Source organism: Polaribacter pectinis (assembly GCF_014352875.1).
In the GTDB taxonomy this organism is placed as follows: domain Bacteria; phylum Bacteroidota; class Bacteroidia; order Flavobacteriales; family Flavobacteriaceae; genus Polaribacter; species Polaribacter pectinis.
Map to the genome: position 1 here is coordinate 2452172 of NZ_CP060695.1, position 20173 is coordinate 2472344.

The 20173-nt window shown below is 29.4% G+C and carries 18 protein-coding genes; 14 read left to right on the top strand and 4 right to left on the bottom strand.

Annotation, left to right across the window (positions count from 1 at the left end; translation table 11 throughout):
* The first annotated feature begins 102 nt into the window (after positions 1-102).
* The 10 genes from H9W90_RS10905 (at position 103) to H9W90_RS10945 (ending at position 12754) form a co-directional block, all read left to right on the top strand.
* Positions 103-1326: an acyloxyacyl hydrolase gene (locus H9W90_RS10905; protein WP_187481628.1), complete on the top strand. Its 1224-nt coding sequence runs from the start codon at positions 103-105 to the stop codon at positions 1324-1326.
* A 32-nt stretch (positions 1327-1358) separates the two neighbouring features.
* The gene (locus H9W90_RS10910) at positions 1359-2660 is read left to right on the top strand and encodes an anthranilate synthase component I family protein (protein WP_187481629.1); all 1302 of its coding nucleotides are present in this window, start codon (positions 1359-1361) and stop codon (positions 2658-2660) included.
* 110 nt (positions 2661-2770) lie between these two features.
* A complete protein-coding gene (locus H9W90_RS10915) occupies positions 2771-3013 on the top strand; it encodes a hypothetical protein (protein WP_187481630.1) in 243 nt (80 codons plus the stop codon).
* Positions 3010-3363 carry an alpha/beta fold hydrolase gene (locus H9W90_RS15455; RefSeq protein ID WP_254712478.1) on the top strand — a complete coding sequence of 118 codons (354 nt, stop codon included), beginning with the start codon at positions 3010-3012 and terminating at the stop codon, positions 3361-3363. Before H9W90_RS10915 ends, H9W90_RS15455 begins: the two co-directional genes overlap by 4 nt.
* The gene (locus H9W90_RS15460; protein ID WP_254712479.1) at positions 3342-3833 is read left to right on the top strand and encodes a serine aminopeptidase domain-containing protein; all 492 of its coding nucleotides are present in this window, start codon (positions 3342-3344) and stop codon (positions 3831-3833) included. Before H9W90_RS15455 ends, H9W90_RS15460 begins: the two co-directional genes overlap by 22 nt.
* Positions 3834-3855: 22 nt before the next feature.
* On the top strand, positions 3856-5169 hold the full coding sequence (tilS, locus tag H9W90_RS10925; RefSeq protein ID WP_187481631.1) for a tRNA lysidine(34) synthetase TilS: 1314 nt from the start codon (positions 3856-3858) through the stop codon (positions 5167-5169).
* Positions 5170-5222: 53 nt separating this feature from the next.
* Entirely contained in the window at positions 5223-5606 is a 384-nt protein-coding gene (locus tag H9W90_RS10930) for a hypothetical protein (protein WP_187481632.1), read from the top strand.
* Positions 5607-5758: 152 nt separating this feature from the next.
* Positions 5759-8338, top strand: a complete 2580-nt coding sequence (locus H9W90_RS10935) for a phosphoenolpyruvate carboxylase (protein WP_187481633.1) — start codon at positions 5759-5761, stop codon at positions 8336-8338.
* A gap of 58 nt (positions 8339-8396) precedes the next feature.
* Positions 8397-9932, top strand: coding sequence for a YifB family Mg chelatase-like AAA ATPase (locus H9W90_RS10940; protein WP_187481634.1), 1536 nt, complete (start codon positions 8397-8399; stop codon positions 9930-9932).
* Between the two features lie 20 nt (positions 9933-9952).
* Positions 9953-12754 carry an FIDD domain-containing protein gene (locus tag H9W90_RS10945; RefSeq protein WP_187481635.1) on the top strand — a complete coding sequence of 934 codons (2802 nt, stop codon included), beginning with the start codon at positions 9953-9955 and terminating at the stop codon, positions 12752-12754.
* Between the two features lie 5 nt (positions 12755-12759).
* Here H9W90_RS10945 and H9W90_RS10950 read toward each other — a convergent pair whose 3' ends face one another.
* From H9W90_RS10950 to ahcY, 4 genes are all read right to left on the bottom strand, one after another.
* Positions 12760-13761 carry a prolyl hydroxylase family protein gene (locus tag H9W90_RS10950; protein ID WP_187481636.1) on the bottom strand — a complete coding sequence of 334 codons (1002 nt, stop codon included), beginning with the start codon at positions 13759-13761 and terminating at the stop codon, positions 12760-12762.
* Between the two features lie 188 nt (positions 13762-13949).
* Complete coding sequence (locus H9W90_RS10955; protein ID WP_187481637.1) at positions 13950-15380, bottom strand: SLC13 family permease; 1431 nt, start codon at positions 15378-15380, stop codon at positions 13950-13952.
* 28 nt (positions 15381-15408) lie between these two features.
* A complete protein-coding gene (locus H9W90_RS10960; protein ID WP_187481638.1) occupies positions 15409-15879 on the bottom strand; it encodes a DUF1569 domain-containing protein in 471 nt (156 codons plus the stop codon).
* A gap of 236 nt (positions 15880-16115) precedes the next feature.
* On the bottom strand, positions 16116-17429 hold the full coding sequence (gene ahcY / locus H9W90_RS10965) for an adenosylhomocysteinase (RefSeq protein ID WP_187481639.1): 1314 nt from the start codon (positions 17427-17429) through the stop codon (positions 16116-16118).
* Positions 17430-17491: 62 nt separating this feature from the next.
* Between ahcY and H9W90_RS10970 the strand changes: the two genes are divergently transcribed.
* From H9W90_RS10970 to H9W90_RS10985, 4 genes are read left to right on the top strand one after another with little or no spacing between them, the layout of a single operon-like run.
* On the top strand, positions 17492-18118 hold the full coding sequence (locus tag H9W90_RS10970; RefSeq protein ID WP_187481640.1) for a 4'-phosphopantetheinyl transferase family protein: 627 nt from the start codon (positions 17492-17494) through the stop codon (positions 18116-18118).
* Positions 18119-18172: 54 nt separating this feature from the next.
* Complete coding sequence (locus H9W90_RS10975; RefSeq protein ID WP_437440061.1) at positions 18173-18898, top strand: phosphoglycerol geranylgeranyltransferase; 726 nt, start codon at positions 18173-18175, stop codon at positions 18896-18898.
* Entirely contained in the window at positions 18899-19531 is a 633-nt protein-coding gene (gene pnuC / locus H9W90_RS10980; protein WP_187481641.1) for a nicotinamide riboside transporter PnuC, read from the top strand.
* Positions 19492-20151: an AAA family ATPase gene (locus H9W90_RS10985; RefSeq protein ID WP_187481642.1), complete on the top strand. Its 660-nt coding sequence runs from the start codon at positions 19492-19494 to the stop codon at positions 20149-20151. The genes pnuC and H9W90_RS10985 overlap by 40 nt, the downstream gene beginning before the upstream one ends.
* Positions 20152-20173: the final 22 nt, after the last annotated feature.

Genomic DNA, 20173 nt, shown 5'->3' on the forward strand with positions numbered 1-20173 from the left:
TTTTTGTCATTTAGATGATAAGGAAATTCTTATAATTATATATTAGAAAAGCAACCAAATATGGTTGCTTTTTCTTTTTAGAAAGTTTCTTACTTTTATCAAATGAAAAAATGTCTTTTGTTATTTTTTATTTTAATGATGATTGCAAACCTGCATTCTCAAGAAAGCAAAAGACTAAAAACAGCGCCTTCTAAATTTTTAGAAAATTTTTATTATAGTGTAAATTTTGGAGGAATATTCTATCCTTTTTCAAATGATAATTTAAAAGAGGGATTTAAAACTGAAACTTATAGTAAAAATTATTTTTCTGGCAAACTAGGTTTTGGTTATAAAATAAAAGATGATTTAGCTCTACAATTTGGCGTTATTAGACCTGCTGCTTGGTTTAAGTATGACAATATAAATAATATTGGCTATGAAAGAAGTGTTTGGATTAATGCTTGGTATTTATCATTAAAGAAAAACATAAACCTACATAAAAAACTCTCTTTTTATGGGGAACTTGGCGCTGCAAATGTTACAAGAATTGGTTTTTCTATTGAAGATGAAGTTATTTATTCAGATGCTCATTTTGCTAGTTTATTCTATGGTTTTGGCTTTAATTACAAACTAAATGAAAGGTGGAGACTGGCTTTAAACGGAACATTTATGCCAAAATCTAAAAAGAACAATCAACCAGCAATTTCGCAAGCTTCTTTGGGTTTTGAATACCATATTCAGCCAGTAGAAAAGGAGTTAGCTTTAAAATATAAAAATGACCAACGTTATTTTTTTCCGAATAATATTTTACAAGTTAGTTACGGTACAAGCAAAATTGGTTTTGGTGCAAATAAATTCTTTAGTATGAATTTAAGAGTTGGCAATTTCGAGAGTTTTGGAATTCCTATATTTTGGTTAGGAAAAGTTAGGGCTGCACACACATATTCTATTACTTACCAACGTTTAGCTTTTAGAACGGAAAAATTATTTTCTTTAGATTGGGGAGTTAGTGCAACTGCGTTTCAAACTGAAGCTACTAGAGAAAATGTATTCGCTTTCTCTATCTTTCCAACCATGCGTTTCTATTTAATGAGAAGCAAAGGGTTTGATATGTACACAAATTACTCTATAATCGGACCAACATTTTTAACAAAAAGTAATATTGATAATCTAGAAACCGGACCAAAAATAACTTACCAAGATACTATGGGATTAGGAGTGTTTTTTGGTGAAAAAAGGAAATATAATTTCGAGCTTCGAATTATACATTATTCTAACGGAAACATATTTACTAATAATTCTGGAGTTGCAATTCCTGTTCAATTTACACTCGGAAAAACGTTTTAAGAATAAATAAGATTCGTATTTTTGTGTAAAATATGCAAAGAACACTTCGTACTTTTTCTGTTGATAAAATTGAGGGATTCAAACAAAATCTTTTGAATTGGTCTCAACAATTCGAAACCATTGTTTGGTTAGATTCTAATAATTACAATCAACAATATTCTAATTTCGATTGTGCTTTGGCAACAGACGAATTCACCTCTATTAAAACAGATTATTTTAATGCTTTCGATAAGCTGAAAGAATACCAAACCATAACAAAAGACTATATTTTTGGTTATATTTCTTATGATGTTAAAAATGATGTAGAACAACTTTCTTCGAAGAATTTTGATGGTTTAGACTTTGCAGATTTGTATTTTTTTCAACCTAAAAAACTTATTTTTATAAAAGAAAATTCTATTGAGTTTCATTATTTAAAAATGGTTGATGATGAAATTGAAAGCGATTTTGAAGAAATTAAGAAATTCAACTATCAAAAAACAGAAAAATCTAAACCAGATATTAAAATAAAACTTCGTATTCATAAAGATGAATATCATGCAAAAGTTACCAAAGTTTTAGAACATATTCATAGAGGAGATATTTACGAAGCAAATTTTTGTCAGGAATTTTATGCAGAGAATTCAACCATAAATCCTGTTGAAGTTTACACACATTTAAACGAAATTTCTGAACCTCCATTTGCTACTTTTCTAAAAATAGAATATCAATATTTATTATCTGCAACACCAGAAAGATATCTAAAGAAAGAAGGTTCTAAAATAATTTCTCAACCTATAAAAGGAACTGCAAAAAGATTAATTAGTGAGTTTGATGATTCTAAAATTGCATCCGATTTATCGAGAGACGAAAAAGAGCGTGCAGAAAATGTAATGATCGTAGATTTAGTAAGAAACGATTTGTCTAAAACTGCTAAAATAGGAAGTGTAAAAGTAGAAGAATTATGCAAAGTATATTCTTTTAAACAAGTACATCAAATGATTTCTACTGTAGTTTCTGAAGTTGCAGAAAAAATGCATCCTGTAGAAGTTATAAGAAGCACTTACCCAATGGGAAGCATGACTGGCGCACCCAAAGTTTCTGCGATGAAAATCATTGAAAATCTCGAAGAAACAAAACGTGGTTTGTATTCTGGAACTGTTGGTTATTTTACGCCAAATGGCGATTTCGACTTTAATGTAATTATTAGAAGTATTTTGTATAATGAAGAAAAAAAATACATTTCTTATTCTGTAGGTAGTGCAATTACTGCAAAATCAATCGTAGAAAAAGAATACGAAGAATGTTTACTGAAAGCGAAAGCAATGAAATATGTTTTGCTGAATTCCAAGTAAAGAATAAATGGTCATTACCAGGAAAGATGCAATCTTTCAGTTTAAAGTAACAGATTGCTTCGTGCCTCGCAATGACGAATGAATCTCCTAATTTTAACTATATTTACTTTATGATTATCCACGAACAAGAAGAAAAATTTAATAAAGCAGCAGAAAGTTTAGATGAAAAACCGAATGAACAAAATATGTTCAATCAATTTTTAGAAATGTACCCAACTGAATGGAAACAATTAAAAATTACGTTTTCTAAATTTAATAGAAGTAAACAATTTGGGAAAACAATACCCTTACCAAAACCAGAAGTTTCTTTAAGAAAAGAGATTCGTGTTTGGTTGAAAAAACAACAATCATGACACACGATACATTCAATTTCAACATTTACAAAACCAAGTTTTTCGGGCAATATTGGAAAGCAAAAGAAACAAAAGCTGTTGTGGTTTTAGTTCATGGAATGGGAGAACATTCTACACGTTACGTTCATGTTGCAAAAGAACTTACTTCCAATAATATTTCTGTGATTGCTTTCGATCATTTTGGTCACGGTAAAACGGAAGGAAAACGTGGTCATAATCCTAATTTTAATGCTGTTTTAGAAAGTGTAACAACAGTTATTCATAAAGCAAAAGAATTGTTTCCTAACAAACCTGTTTTCTTATACGGACATTCTATGGGGGGGGAAATGTGGTTATTAATTATGCTTTAAAAATCGAAAATAATTTAAAGGGAATTATTGCTACAAGTCCGTTTTTAAAATTGGCTTTTCAACCACCTGCAATAAAATTATCTGTTGGTAAATTATTGCAGAAAATTGCACCTTCTATAACCATGGGAAATGAGTTAGATGCAAACCATATTTCTAGAGAAAAAAAGGAAGTAGAAAAATACATTAATGATCCTTTGGTACATGATAAAATTAGTCCGAATTTTTCTATAACTTTTATAGAAACAGGAAAATGGGCAATTGAAAATGCACATAAATTAGAAATTCCAATGATACTTTTACATGGAACTGAAGATAAAATTATCGATTATAAGGGAACCAAAGAATTTGCCAATAAAACAGAAAAAGCATCCTTAAAATTGTACAAAGGAGGTTATCATGAATTGCATAACGATATCTGCAAAGAAGAAATGTTAACGGATGTTGTAGAATGGTTGAACTCTCAACTATAAAAAGCTTATTTTTGATGCAAATATGCTTCAAAAGTTTAAAAAACATATCGCTGTAAATTTTCCTTTTTTAGAAGGTAAAAAACTTCTAATTGCCATTTCTGGCGGTGTAGATTCTGTTGTTTTAACACATCTTTTTTCTGAATTAAATTTCGATATTTCTTTAGCACATTGCAATTTTAAATTGCGGGAAAAAGAAAGTGATTTAGACGAAGAATTTGTGATTAAATTATCTCAAAAAACGTCTAATCAGATTTTTACAATTATTTTTAACACAGATAAGTTTGCTAAAAAAAACAAACTGTCTACACAAATTGCTGCAAGAGATTTACGATATAAATGGTTTAAAGAACTTGTAGAAACACACAATTTCGATTATGTTTTAACAGCACATCATGCAGATGATAATCTAGAAACTTTTTTAATTAATTTAACAAGAGGTTCTGGTTTAGATGGTTTTACAGGAATTCCTTCTGTAAACGGAAATATTGTTCGTCCGTTATTAGCTTTTTCTCGTGAGGAAATCATCAATTTTGCTACTGAAAATAATATTGAATGGAGAGAAGATAAAAGTAACGCATCTACAAAATATACTAGAAATAAGATTAGACATCAAATACTGCCTGTTTTAAAAGAAATAAACCCAAGTTTATTAGAAACATTTTCTAACACAATTGAAAATTTAAAAGAAAGTGCACAAATTATAGAAGATAGAATTGAGGAAATTTCAAAGAAAATTATTTCTAAAAAAAATGAAATTTTAAGATTCGATATTATTAAAATTCAGCAATTATCGAATCCGAAAGCTTATTTATATCAACTTTTAAAAAAGTATCATTTTACAGAATGGAATGATATTTACAATCTACTTTCTTCACAATCTGGTAAACAAATTATTTCTGAAACGCATAGATTGTTAAAAGATAGAGATTTTTTATTACTTTCTAAAAGAGATTTTTCTACTTCGCCTAAAATAACATTTAAGATTGAAAAGAATACTCTAGAAATTACAGAACCTCTTCATTTAAGTTTTAAAAGAGTTAATGAAAAATCTATAGGAAATAAACAAATAATTTATGTTTCTAAAGAGCTACTAGAATTTCCTTTAATAGTAAGAAAATGGGAAAATGGGGACTATTTTTTTCCGGCAGGAATGCAAGGAAAAAAGAAGTTAAGCAAATATTTTAAAGATGAAAAATTATCCCTTTTAGAAAAAGAACAAACTTGGTTGCTTTGTAATGCTAAAAATGAAATCATTTGGGTTATTGGTAAAAGACAAGACAATCGATTTTTAGTTCAAGATACCTCTAAAGAAATAGTTAAAGTGTCTATAATATAACTGTAAGTTAAAAAAATTTTATAACTTTAATCCTCTTATATCATTCTATGGTTATGAAAAAAACATACATACTAACTCTTACTTTGTTTTTAAGTATCTCTTTAACTGCTCAACAAAAAGATTTATTCCCTAAAATATTACCACCTAGTATTTATACATTTAGTCTTATGGATGATATTAATGATGTTTTTCCATTGAACAAAAAGCTGAATTTAACTAATTTCAACTTTGCCTATGTAAATCAAATAGATTTAGAGTTAAACACTTTTTCTATCGACTCAAATAATTTTGGTAAACAACCTACAGAATTTATTTATGATGATTACAAAAGATATCAAGACAGAAATTTATTGAAGGGATTTATATTGAAAAATGACCCAACGAGATGGGCTCCAACAAATTTTAAAACTTACAATCAACTTATTAAAGAATTGTAATTAAAATAACCCTTATTTACAGAAATTGTATATTTAACAAAATTGCATTTAAATTTATATTGTTTTCATAAATAAACAGCCGATTATTCTTAAAAACCTAGGTTCTGTAGGTTTTGTTTTTTGTAAATTTACTTTGTAAAAAAGCAGAAAAAATGACTACACTTCCAAAATTAGCAAGATTCAATGAAAACGTACTGTCTAAATATCAAATTTACAACAGTATTTTTATGACATTGCCTTTTGACACCATTAATGATACTGGTGTAATGTTACCTTTGTTTCATAAGGTTTGTAAAAAAGGGTTTCAGGAAGGCAAAAATCCTACTGAAATTGTTGAAGCTTTTTTTAACAAATACCAAGAAAACCCAACTGAAAAAGACAAAACAGATTTATTGTTTCGTTTTATTCAATATATAGAGCGTCAGGTTGTTTTATTTGATGCTATTGAAGATGCTGCTTTTCCTATTGTAAACAATATGGATGGTATTGGTACACTTCGTAATTCTGAAGAAACTGCCATTTTAGGTGATAAAAAAGAAGAGTTAAAAGCCTATTTAGAAGAATTTAAAGTTAGAATTGTTTTAACTGCGCATCCAACACAATTTTACCCAGGTTCTGTATTAGGAATTATTACAGATTTAGATAACGCAATACAAAATGACGATTTACTTTTAATAAAAAAATTGTTAGCGCAACTTGGTAAAACTCCTTTTTACAAAAAATCTAAACCATCTCCTTTTGATGAAGCCGTAAGTTTAATTTGGTATTTAGAAAATGTATTTTACCATTCTATTCCTAAAATATACAACTACGTACAACATCATATTTACGATGGCGAATCTATAGATAACGAAATTATAGATCTTGGTTTTTGGCCAGGTGGAGATAGAGATGGAAATCCTTTTGTAACTACAAAAATAACATTAGATGTTGCAGAAAGATTGCGTCAAACAATTTTACGAAATTATTATAGAGATGTAAGACGTTTAAAAAGACGTTATACGTTTGATGGTGTTCAAGAAATCTTAACTCGTGTAGAAAAAAGATTATATAAACATGTTATTAGAAGTTATTCTAAAGTGAACTTTTCTCAAAAAATACTATTAGAAGAATTAGAAAAAGCTAGAGAAATTATAGTAAATAATCATCAATCTTTATTTGTTGAAGAATTGAATGATTTTATAAATAAAGTTCGAATTTTCGGTTTCCATTTTGCAACATTAGATATTAGACAAGATAGTAGAGTGCATCATAAAGCATTTACTCAAATTGTTGCAGATTTACAAAATATTGGAGATACCACATTCCCAAAAAACTATGCACATCTTTCTCCAGAAGAACAAGTAGAAATTTTATCTGTAGTAAAAGGAAATATAGACCCAAGTATTTTAACAGATGAAATGTCTGTTAAAACAATAGAATCTATATATGCTTTAAAGGAAATTCAGCAAAGAAACGGAGAACGTGGTGCAAATCGTTACATTATTAGTAACAACCAAACTGCATTAAACGTAATGGAAACTTTTGCAATGCTAAATTTATGTGGCTTCGAAAACGAATTACCAGTAGATGTAATACCGCTTTTTGAAACTGTAGAAGATTTAATAAATGCAGAAGATGTTATGAGAACGTTATATTCTAATAAAGTTTATAGACATCATTTATCTAAAAGAAAAAACAAGCAAACTATTATGTTAGGTTTTTCTGATGGAACAAAAGATGGTGGATATTTAATGGCAAACTGGGGTATCTTTAAAGCGAAAGAAGCATTAACAAGAATTTCTAGAGAATTTGATATTGAAGTTATATTCTTTGACGGACGTGGAGGACCACCAGCAAGAGGTGGAGGAAAAACGCATCAATTTTACGCTTCTTTAGGACCAACTATTGAAGATAAAGAAATTCAGTTAACCATTCAAGGGCAAACAATTAGCTCTAATTTCGGAACAGAAAATTCATCTCAATACAATTTAGAACAATTATTAAGTTCTGGTATTAAAAATGAAGTGTTTACAAAAGATCAATTAAATGATAAACACAGAGAATTTATAGAAGATATGGCTTCTACAAGTTACCAGACATATGTAGATTTTAAAAATCATCCGCAGTTTTTACCGTATTTAGAAAAAATGAGTACGTTAAAATACTATGCTAAAACAAATATTGGTAGTAGACCAAGTAAACGTTCTAATTCAGATACTTTAGATTTCTCTGCTTTAAGAGCCATTCCTTTTGTGGGAAGTTGGAGCCAATTAAAACAAAACGTTCCTGGATTTTTTGGAGTTGGAACTGCATTAAAAAAGTACGAAGATGCTGGTAGATTTGATGAAATTATTGAATTTTACAATGCATCAGATTTCTTTAAAACATTGTTAGAAAACAGTATGATGAGTTTGTCTAAATCTTTCTTCGGATTAACATCTTATATGTCTACTGACCCTGTTTATGGAGAATTCTGGAACCTAATTCACACAGAATATCAAACTACAAAAAGGTTATTATTAAAGCTTACAGGACATAAAGAATTAATGGAAAACTACCCAGTTGGTAAAGCTTCCATAGAAATTAGAGAAGATATTGTATTACCATTATTAACAATACAACAGTTTGCTTTAAAGAGAATACAAGAACTACAAAAAACCGAAGGAAATGAAAAAGAATTAGCTATTTTCGAAAAAATGGTGATGCGTTCTTTATTTGGAAATATAAATGCGAGTAGGAATTCTGCTTAAAATAAAATTTTAACAGCATACTTTTTTTCTTTATCTTTAAAACAGAAAAAGAAAAAGTATGCTAGTTAAAGTATATGGTAGCGCCGTTTTTGGCATAGAAGCTACCACAATCACTGTTGAAGTAAATATAGATAAAGGAATTGGTTATCATTTGGTAGGTTTGCCAGATAAAGCAGTTAGTGAAAGTTCTTATCGAATTTCTGCTGCACTAAATAACAACAACTACAAACTTCCTGGTAAGAAAATCATAATAAATATGGCGCCTGCAGACATTCGTAAAGAAGGTGCTGCGTATGATTTAACTTTAGCAATGGGAATCTTAACAGCTTCCAACCAAATAAAATCTACCAATATTAATGAGTATATTATAATGGGAGAACTTTCTCTAGATGGAAGTTTACAACCCATTAGAGGTGTTTTACCAATGGCAATTAAAGCACGTGAAGAAGGCTTTAAATATTTTATTCTTCCAAAAGAAAACGCAAAAGAAGCTGCTATTGTAGATAATTTAGTGGTTTTAGGAGTTGAAAATATTATGGAAGTTATCGATCATTTTAATGATGATAAAAAAATTGATCCTACCATTGTAGACACTAGAGCTGAATTTTATAAAAACATAGATTTTCCAGAATTTGACTTTTCTGATGTAAAAGGACAAGAATCTATAAAACGGTGTATGGAAATTGCTGCTGCAGGTGGCCATAATATTATTTTAATTGGTCCTCCAGGTTCTGGAAAAACCATGTTAGCAAAAAGATTACCAAGTATTTTACCTCCAATGACTTTACATGAAGCTTTAGAAACAACAAAAATCCATTCTGTGGTTGGTAAAACAAAAAATGAAGGATTATTATATCAACGTCCTTTTAGAAGCCCACATCATACAATTTCTAATGTAGCACTTGTTGGTGGTGGTCAATATCCAAGACCTGGAGAAATTTCTTTGTCACACAATGGCGTCTTATTTTTAGATGAATTGCCAGAGTTTAAAAGAGAAGTTTTAGAAGTAATGAGACAACCTTTAGAAGATAGAGATGTTACTATTTCTAGAGCAAAATTCACTGTTACGTATCCTTGTAGTTTTATGTTGGTGGCAAGCATGAACCCAAGTCCGAGTGGATTTTTTAACGACCCAAATTCGCCAATGACATCTACTCCACAAGAAATGCAACGTTATTTAAGCAAAATTTCAGGCCCTTTATTAGACAGAATTGATATTCATATAGAAGTTACTCCTGTTCCTTTTGAAAAATTATCCGAAGAAAGAAAAGGTGAATCTTCAGTAGAAATTAGAAAGCGAGTTACAGCTTCTAGAGAAATACAATCTAATCGTTTTAAGGAATTTGAAAACATACATTACAATGCCCAAATGAACGTAAAACAGATTCGTAAATTCTGCAAATTATCACCAGAAAGTTTAACATTATTAAAAACTGCTATGGAGAAATTAAACCTTTCTGCAAGGGCTTATGATAGGATTCTAAAAGTTTCTAGAACCATTGCTGATTTATCAAATACTGAAGATATTTCTCCAGACCATATTGCAGAGGCGATCCAATATAGAAGTTTAGACAGAGATGGTTGGTTGGGTTAAATTTTATATTTTTGCATTCTATGAAAAAAATATTACCTCTAATAATTATTTGTGTGTTTTTTGCTTTAAAAACGAATTCTCAAATTAAACTTTCTCATAATATTGGCGATGATGCTGTTAAAACTCAAATGTTTTCTTGTTCATATTCTTATCAATATTGGGCAAGAAAATTTATTTTAGCTGATTTTGGAGTTGATAAGAATGAAGAGTTAATTATTAATACCGGAAACGTAGCTATCTCTGACACTTGGGGAACTCCAACAATTCAATTTAATATTTACAAAATAGATTCAAATTTTCCATCAACATTTAAAGAAGAAGATTTAATAGGAAGTAGTCAAGTTGAACCTGTTCATTCTTTTAATGTTGATTTTGGTAAATCTAAAATTATTACGTTAAACTTTAACACACCAGTAGTCATTCCTGCTGATGTAGAAATGATTTTAGTTGAAGTTCACAAAGGTATTCTTTGGGGTAGTAGTGGAGCTTTTATAGGCGGCACTGAAAAGACTAATGATGACTCTTGGTATAGAGGTTGTAATGGAAACCCTCCTGATGAGTATAAAACTACTAAAGATTTATCTGATGCAGGGATTGCTTATTGGAGTGAAGATTTTAATTTCTACATTACCGTAAATGGAGAAGCAAAAACAATCCTCCCATTCGAAATTACAAACGATAACAACTGCGAAAATCAAATAAATAATTTTAGTTTAACAAATCAATCAGAAGTAAAATCTGTAGTTTGGAATTTTAATGACCCGACTTCTGGTGCAAATAACACTTCTACTTCAATAGATATTTCTCACCAATTTACAAGCCCTGGAATTTATAATGTTACAGCAGATGTTGTTCATATAGACAATACAAGTTATACAATTCCTAAAGAAATAGAAATTTTAGATGCTCCAAATATCAATAATTCTGTATCTCTAAAGCAATGTGATAATAGCGACATTAATGGCTTTAGTTTCTTCAACTTAAATGAAGTAAAAAACAAAATAATTACGAATCCTGATATTTATACCATTACTTTTCATGAAGAGAGAACACAAGCAGAAAATAATGGAACAGTAATTCCAAATCTTACAAACTATAAAAATGAAAAAGTAAGTAGTGATAAAGTTTGGGCAAGGATAGAAAACAGTAATGGTTGTTTTGAGGTTAGTGAAATAAATCTTTTCGTTTCTACTACTCAAATTCCATCTACCCTAATAAAATCTTTTTATCAATGTGATGATGGAACAAACACAACAGATGGTATTGCAACGTTCAATTTTAGTTCAGTAACAAAAGATATTGTAAATATTTTTCCTTCTGGGCAGCAATTAATAATTAACTATTACAGAAATGAAGGCGATGCTTTATCAGAAGCAAATAAGATTGAGAATGTTTCTAACTATCAAAATACAGGATACCCAAATCAACAAAATATTTATATTAGAGTAGATAGCAAAGTAGATAATGATTGTTTAGGTTTAGGCGCTCATATTTCTTTAAATGTAGAAAAAGTACCTGTAGCAAATCCTGTAACCATAAACCCAGAGTGTGATAATGACAGAGATGGCTTTTATCTTTTTGACACCTCTACAATTGATGCTAAAATTAAAGGTTCTCAAACTGATGTTGCCATAACTTATTTTAATGAAAAAGGAAAGCAACTCTCTAGTCCATTACCAAACCCATTTAAAACAGCATCACAAACTATTAGCGCCAAAATTATAAACACAGCTTCTAAAGATGAAGATGGACAATGTTATGATGAAACTAGCATTAATTTTATTGTAAATTCTGTACCTATAGCAAACCCTGTTGTAGCGCAAGAAAGATGTGATGATGATACTGATGGTATTGTTAATTTTGATACTTCTACAATTGAAAACACAATTTTAGGTACACAAACAGGTCTTGTTGTAAAATATTTTGACAGTAATAATAATTTATTACCAAGTCCTTTACCAAACCCATTTTATACTTCTTCTCAAAAAATTAAAGTACGTGTAGAAAACCCTGTTTACGATGTTTGTTATGAGGAAACAGATATAGATTTTATTGTTAGAGAAAAACCTACATTCGATTTAATTGATGAAGACATTATTTGTATGAATAATAACCCTCAATTAAAAATAAGCATAGAAAAACCAAATGGTATAAATAGCTATACTTGGAGAGATGAAAACAATACTATTTTAGGAAAACAACCAACATTAGAAGTTACCAAAGGTGGTCTATACAAAGTAATTGCAACATCTATTTATGGTTGCGAATCAATAGAGAAACAGATTCTCGTTAAAGAATCTTCTCCATCAACAATAAACTTTAACGACCTAAAAGTTGTAGATGATTCTGAAAACAACAGTATAGAAATTAACACAAGCGATTTGGGTTTAGGAAATTATGAATTTAGGCTTTTAGATAAGACTTCTAACATTATTAGAGATTACCAAGATGAACCATTTTTTAATAACCTAGATGGTGGTGTTTATACTCTTGAAGTTAATGATAAAAATGGTTGCAGCCCTGTAAGTTTTGATGTTTCTTTATTAAGTTTTTCAAACTTTTTTACACCAAATGGTGATGGAAAAAATGACTTTTGGCAAATTAAAGGAATTAGTAAAACCTTTTATGAAAGCGGAAAAGTAAGTGTTTTTGATAGATTCGGAAAACTGATTAAAACATTTTCTATAAATGATGTAGGTTGGGACGGATATTATAATGGAAATAAAACATCTACAAACGATTATTGGTTTATTGCCGAACTAGTTGATTTAAATGGAAATACAAGAATTAGAAAAGGACACTTTAGCCTTATAAGAAAGTAAAATACTTAATCTTCAATCCAAATATTACACGCATATTTTACACCATCTATTATTGATGAACCTTGATGAAATGACTGCATTATAACGTTGTCTTTCTCATCTAAATTTTCGAATATTAAGAGCCTTCCTACTTTTGGAGAAACACCAAAATCGATTTCAGGAAAGTAAGTTTCACCTCCAGAAAAATCATCATTTAAGTATAAAAGACAAGTTAGTTTTCGTTTTGTAACGTAGGCATCAAAATGAGGATTAAATGATTCTGTTTTATAATAACGTACACATTGTAAACTTTCAATATTAGCAATACTACACTCTAAAAAATCAGCTACTTTTTTCTTTAAAGTTGAAATAATTGGCATAATTTCATCTTTTTCTATCATAGCAGAACTACTTGTTCTGTTTACAGATACTTTAGTGCCAGAACCACTATTTACTTTGCTTCGTTGAAACGAGTTACTTTTTTCACAAAAGTCTATAATTTCTTTACATTCTTTTTCCGATATAAAATCTTCTATTACTCTTATATTGTTTTTATAAGTTTTGTCTTCTTCTTGTTCTTCATAGTATTCTTTTAAAACTTTTTCTGAAGGTTTATATGTTTCCTCTTCTTTAAGAATTACAATAGATCCTTTTAATAATGTTAAAAACTCATCCGTAGAAATAGTGAAATCTTTTTTGTCTTGTTCAAAAATAAAAACTTTATCACCTTCAATTTTTAAAACAACGTAAATAAAAAATTCATTCCCATTTGTTTTTAATAAAAAACAAGGTGTAATTACATAATCTAAAGTATTTATTTCTGGATCAATTTGGATAACCAATATATCTGAAAAAAAAATACTTAAAAGTTCATGAAATTTAGATAAATCTAAAACTCCTTCAACTTTTTGTAATGCATTTCTTACACTAGATCTTGCAATTTTAAATCCGTTTGCACTTATAAACCTTGTTACTGTTAAATAGTAAGAATGGTTCATTAAAGAATATAAAGAGGGTTTAGAAGACATACAACGTAATTATTTTAAAAAGTGAAACTTCTTCTGTTTCTCTTCATTATTTTTTCGGTTGAAGTAAAAATAACGAATATTTAGACATATTTTAATTAAAACAGATAAACAATATTCATTCTACTTAATAGAAATTCTTTCTTTTTCTATTTTAGAATTTTAAAGTTTACATAAAATGATAAATTAGTTTAAAAAAATAAAGGAATAACAAACTGATAATACAATATTAACAAACCAACTGCTATTAAATTTAAGAAAATTCCTGCTCTTACCATTTGATTTACTTTTACATAACCACTAGCAAAAACAATGGCATTTGGCGGTGTTGCCATTGGCAACATAAATGCGCAACTACTTGCCATTGTAACAGGAATTAATAAGTTTAAAATAGGAATATTTAACCCAATTGCAATTCCTGCAACAACTGGCGCTAAAACTGCAACCAAAGCCACATTACTCATTAATTCAGTCATAAACAACATCAATAAAATTAATAAAGAAACTGTTAGTAAAACTGGTAAATTTCCTGATGAAATTGTTTCTGTAATTACATCAACTAAACCACTTGAAGCCATTCCTTTTGCAAGTGCTAAACCTCCACCAAATAAAATTAAAATTCCCCAGGCAAGTTTTTCTGTGTCTTTCCATTCTAAAATAAAATTTCCTTTTTTAAAATTCATAGGAATTGCAAATAAAGAAACTGCACCAATTAAACTGATAATAGTATCTGATAATTTTAACCCTGGAAATATACTATTGATAATTGTTCTTGTAATCCAAAGTGAGACTGTAATTGCAAAAATGGTTAATACTCTTTTTTCTTCATTAGATATCTTTCCTAGTTTTTTAATTTCATCATCAATAACATTACCTGATGCTGTAAATAAAATATCTTTACAAGGAAACATCCATTTTACTAGTACAAAATACACTGCAGTTAACATTAATAAAGAGAAAGGCAAACCAAAACTCATCCATGTTAAAAAGGAAATTTGAATGTTGTATTGATTTTCTAAAAGCCCAATTAAAACAGAATTTGGAGGTGTTCCAATAACTGTTGCAATTCCACCAGCATTTGCAGCAAAAGCGATACCTAACATAATGCTTAATGCAAAATTTTTATCGCCTTTTGTAAAACCATCTTCATCTTTTATTAAAAGTCTAATTACAGATATTGCAATTGGTAACATTACAACTGTAGAGGCTGTATTGCTAATCCACATACTCATAAAAGCAGTGGCTAACATAAAACCTAATACCACTTTATTAGGTGTTGTTCCTGTAAGTTTTACAATATTTAATGCAATTCTTTTGTGTAAACTAACTTTTTCTAAAGCTAGAGCCAAAATAAAACCACCAAAAAATAAAAAGATAATCGGACTTCCGTAATTGGCGCCAACATCTGCAATTTCCATCACTTTTAAAAGCGGAAAAAGTATTAAAGGTAGTAATGCTGTAACTGCAATATTTACAGTTTCAGTAATCCACCAAATTACCATCCAAATAGCTACTGCAATTACTGCATCTGCTTTATCTGTAACTAATGTTATTGGTAAAAACTGAATTAAGAAAAATAAAAGCGGACCAAGAAGTAATCCTATTTTTTTGGTTGGTTGCATTTTAGTTGATTAAGCTGTTGCAAAATAACTATTTTAAAATACTCTTTACAATTTTTAAATGATGATTTGTATGCGCTTTTAAGAATGTTAAAACTCTTGCTTTGTTTACATTGCCAAAAAGTGGATGTTTAAAATGTGCATTTTTATCTAAATTTTCTATTTCTTTTAGATTCTTTTTTGCTAAAGCCAATTGAGAAATAATGTCTTCTTTTGAAACAATTTCAGGAGGCATTACATGTTTGGGTGCTTTCGCTTTTCCTTTTGGAAAAAAGTTGAACTTTAATAAGACTTTTCCTAAAAAACTAAAATTATCTTTATATAAATTTGGGTCAGATTCATGCATCACTTTTACAACAGAATTTATAACTTTTAAATTATGGTCTAAATGCCAAGCTACATTTGCTTTGGAAATTTTTGCGTTTATACTTTCACAGTTTGGAAGATAACTTTCCATTTCTTCTAATTGGTTTTCAACCACTGAAATATTTAGTTTTTGCATTTAGATTTAGTTTTTTTGAAAGATAATTAAAATTGATGAAACTCTTTCAATTAATACGAACTCGCGTTAAGGATAGAAACGGCATCCTTTTTTATTTTTTTATAAAAAAGATATAATGGATAGACTGTTTAAACGCCCAAAAAAAACCCTTACAAATGAATGCAAGGGTTTTTATAATATTTTACAATCTAAAATGAGATTACCACGTCATTACTAACTTGCAATGACAACTATTTTTAGTATCTGTAGTGTTCTGGCTTATAAGGACCATCTACTGTTACACCTATATAAGAAGCTTGTTCATCTCTTAATTCTGTAAGCTCTACTCCTATTTTAGCTAAATGTAATTTTGCTACTTTTTCATCTAAATGTTTTGGCAACATATAAACGTCATTACCATAAGCATCTGCGTTTTTCCAAAGTTCGATTTGTGCCAAAGTTTGGTTTGTAAATGAGTTAGACATTACAAAACTTGGGTGACCTGTTGCACAACCTAAATTTACCAAACGTCCTTCTGCAAGAATAATAATATCTTTTCCGTCGATGTTGTATTTATCAACTTGAGGTTTGATAGTATCTTTAGTGTTTCCGTGGTTTCCGTTTAACCAAGCCATATCAATTTCGTTATCGAAATGTCCAATATTACAAACAATAACCTTGTCTTTCATTGCTTCGAAATGACGACCTTGTATAATATCTTTGTTACCTGTAGTTGTAATAATAATGTCTGAATTACCAACAACAGTTTCTAAACGCTTCACTTCAAAACCATCCATTGCTGCTTGTAACGCACAAATTGGGTCTATTTCTGTAACAGTTACAATAGAACCTGCTCCTTTAAAAGAAGCTGCTGTACCTTTACCAACATCTCCGTAACCACAAACTGTAACACGTTTTCCTGCTAACATAATATCTGTTGCTCTACGAATTGCATCTACAGCAGATTCTTTACAACCATATTTGTTATCGAATTTAGATTTTGTTACAGAATCGTTTACATTAATTGCAGGCATTGGTAAAGTTCCGTTTTTTACTCTTTCGTAAAGTCTGTGAACTCCTGTTGTAGTTTCTTCTGATAAACCATTAATTCCTGCTGCTAATTCTGGATATTTATCTAAAACCATGTTTGTTAAATCTCCACCATCATCTAAAATCATATTTAATGGTTTTTTGTCTTCTCCAAAAAATAAAGTCTGCTCTATACACCAGTCGAATTCTTCTTCTGTCATATCTTTCCATGCATACACAGCAGTTCCAGCTTCAGCAATTGCAGCTGCAGCTTGATCTTGTGTAGAGAAAATATTACAAGAACTCCAAGTAACTTCTGCTCCTAAAGCTTGTAAAGTTTCAATTAAAACTGCAGTTTGAATAGTCATGTGAAGACATCCTGCAATTCTTGCACCTTTTAGAGGTTGCTCGTTTTTATATTCTTCTCTTAAAGACATTAAGCCTGGCATTTCTGCTTCCGCCAAGTTTATTTCTTTTCTTCCCCAAGCTGCTAAAGAAATATCTTTAACTTTGTTTGGTACGTAAGCTGTTGTTTTGCTCATATTGTGTATATTTATATTCTATTTTTTGCGACTGCAAAGTTACGACATAGAAATTAAAAAATATGGCTCTTTACAAAAGATTAACGGTTAACGAAACAACTAAAGTACTGATTTGGAAGATTGAAGAATCTGTAGCTGATTTAGCTGAAGGAATCTCTCTTTCTAAAAATAGTTCAACTCGCTTCCACTCAATGAAATCTGAACTACACCAAAGAGGATTTTTAAGTGTACGCCATTTATTGAAAGAAGCTGGTTATTCTGATATGGATTTAGTGTATGATGAATTTGGAAAACCGCATTTAAAAGACGGCAAACACATTTCTATTACACATTCTTTTATTTTTTCTGGAATTATTATTTCTAATGAAGTTCCTGTTGGAATTGACATTGAAAAACAACGAGATAAAATCTTAAAAATAGCGCATAAATTTACTCCTTTTGAAGAATACAAAACCATTGCAAATCATGATGCTTTGGTTAGTAAATTAACCATTGTTTGGGGAGCAAAAGAGAGTTTGTATAAAATTTACGGAAAGAAAAAACTCCTTTTTTTACATCATATCTATATAGAAGATTTTAAGTTTGCTGATAAAAAAACCTCTGGAGAAATTAGATATGAAGGAGAAATAGCTAGTTATGAGATTCATTTTTTAGAGTTTGAAGGTTTTACTTGTGTTTTTGCTTTTTAAAATAAGTTACAAAGTTAAAAGTAACAAAGTAGCAAAGTTTGTATTTTCGCAATTGTGAATCTCTACCAAAACATTATACACGCTAAACAAGAAGGACAAAAACTGCTCGCAGTTTTAATTGATCCTGAAAAAATTGATGTGGAAAATATTCCTTCTTTTTTTAAGAAAGTACATCAATCAATTACAACACATATTTTTGTTGGTGGAAGTACGGATATAAATAACGATACTGAAAAAGTTGTTTTAGCAATTAAAAAAGTAACAAAATTACCTGTTATTTTATTTCCTGGTGATGTAAAACAAATCACTAATAAAGCAGACGCAATTCTTTTTTTAAGTTTGATTTCTGGTAGAAATCCTGAATATTTAATAGAACAACAAATTGCTGCTGCGCCTATTTTAAAGAACTCATCTTTAGAAATTTTACCAACAGGTTATATTTTAATTGATGGCGAAAAAGAAACAGCAACTCAAAAAGTAAGCAACACAAAACCAATTGCTCAAAAAAATATTGAACTCATTTTAAACACTGCTTTAGCTGGTGAATTTTCTGGAAAAAAACTCATTTATCTAGAAGCTGGAAGTGGTGCAAAAGTTCCTGTGAATGAAGAAATTATTAAGACAATTTCTGATGAATTATCAATTCCATTAATTATTGGCGGTGGAATTCGTTCTAAAAAACAATTAGATAAAGCTTTTAATGCTGGCGCAGATTTAGTAGTTATTGGAACTGCTTTTGAAAATGATGAAAGCTTTTTTAATCATATTAAATTAAACTAAATGCAAGAAATTTTCGATTTCCTTTTTGGACAATATAAAACCTATTCTACCACAGAAACTACATTAGAAATTGTTGCCGTTATTTTTGGTTTTTTATCTGTATGGTTTTCTAAACAGAACAAAATTTGGGTTTTTCCTACAGGAATGATTAGTACAGCAATTTTTGTATATCTGCTTTTTAAATGGGAACTTTTAGGAGACATGATGATTAATGGGTACTATTTTATTATGAGTGTTTATGGTTGGTATATTTGGACTCGTAAAGTTGATGAAACCCATGTTACACCAATTTCTTGGACAACTACTAAAGAGAAAAAAACATCTGTATTTATATTTATTGCTACCTTAATTTTTGTTTATGCTGTTTATAATTATTTTGATAAATGGACAAGTTGGGTAGCATATGCAGACACCATTACAACCGCAATTTTCTTTGTTGGAATGTGGTTAATGGCAAAACGTAAAATAGAAAATTGGTTGTTTTGGATTCTAGGAGACATCATTTCTGTACCTTTATATTTCTATAAAGGTTTTACATTTACAAGTCTGCAATATTTCGGATTTACATTTATAGCAATATTTGGTTATTTAGCATGGAAAAAGAACTTAAACAAGAGCCAATCAATCTCGTAAAGATTGTTTTATTTGGGCCAGAATCTACAGGAAAAACAACACTTTCTAAACAACTATCTCGTCATTACAACACAGTTTGGGCTCCAGAATTTGCACGTGAATATTTACAAGACAAATGGAATAACGAGCGTAAAACTTGTGAAAAAGATGATTTGTTACCAATTGCTATTGGGCAAATGAAATTAGAAAATTCGTTGGCAAAAAAAGCCGATAAAATTTTAATTTGCGACACAGATTTATTAGAAACTAAAGTGTATTCAGAAGAATATTACGGCGGATTTGTTGAAAAAGAATTAGATGAAGCTGCCAAAGAGAATCAGTACGATTTATATTTATTGACATACATAGATACGCCTTGGGAAGAAGACGATTTACGAGACAGACCAGAATTACGTTTAGAAATGTTTACTGCTTTCGAAAATGCTTTAAAAAGCCATAATAAAAACTATATTCTATTAAAAGGTGATAAAGAAACTCGTTTTAATAAAGCTACAAAAGCTATTGATAAAATCTTAAACGAAAAGAAAAATTTACATTCTTTTTCTGATACTTTACAAGATTTAGATATGCATTTTTTACATCAAAACTCGGGTGATTTTGGAAACTCCTATGATTATTAGGTAAAAGATACAAGACCGCTTT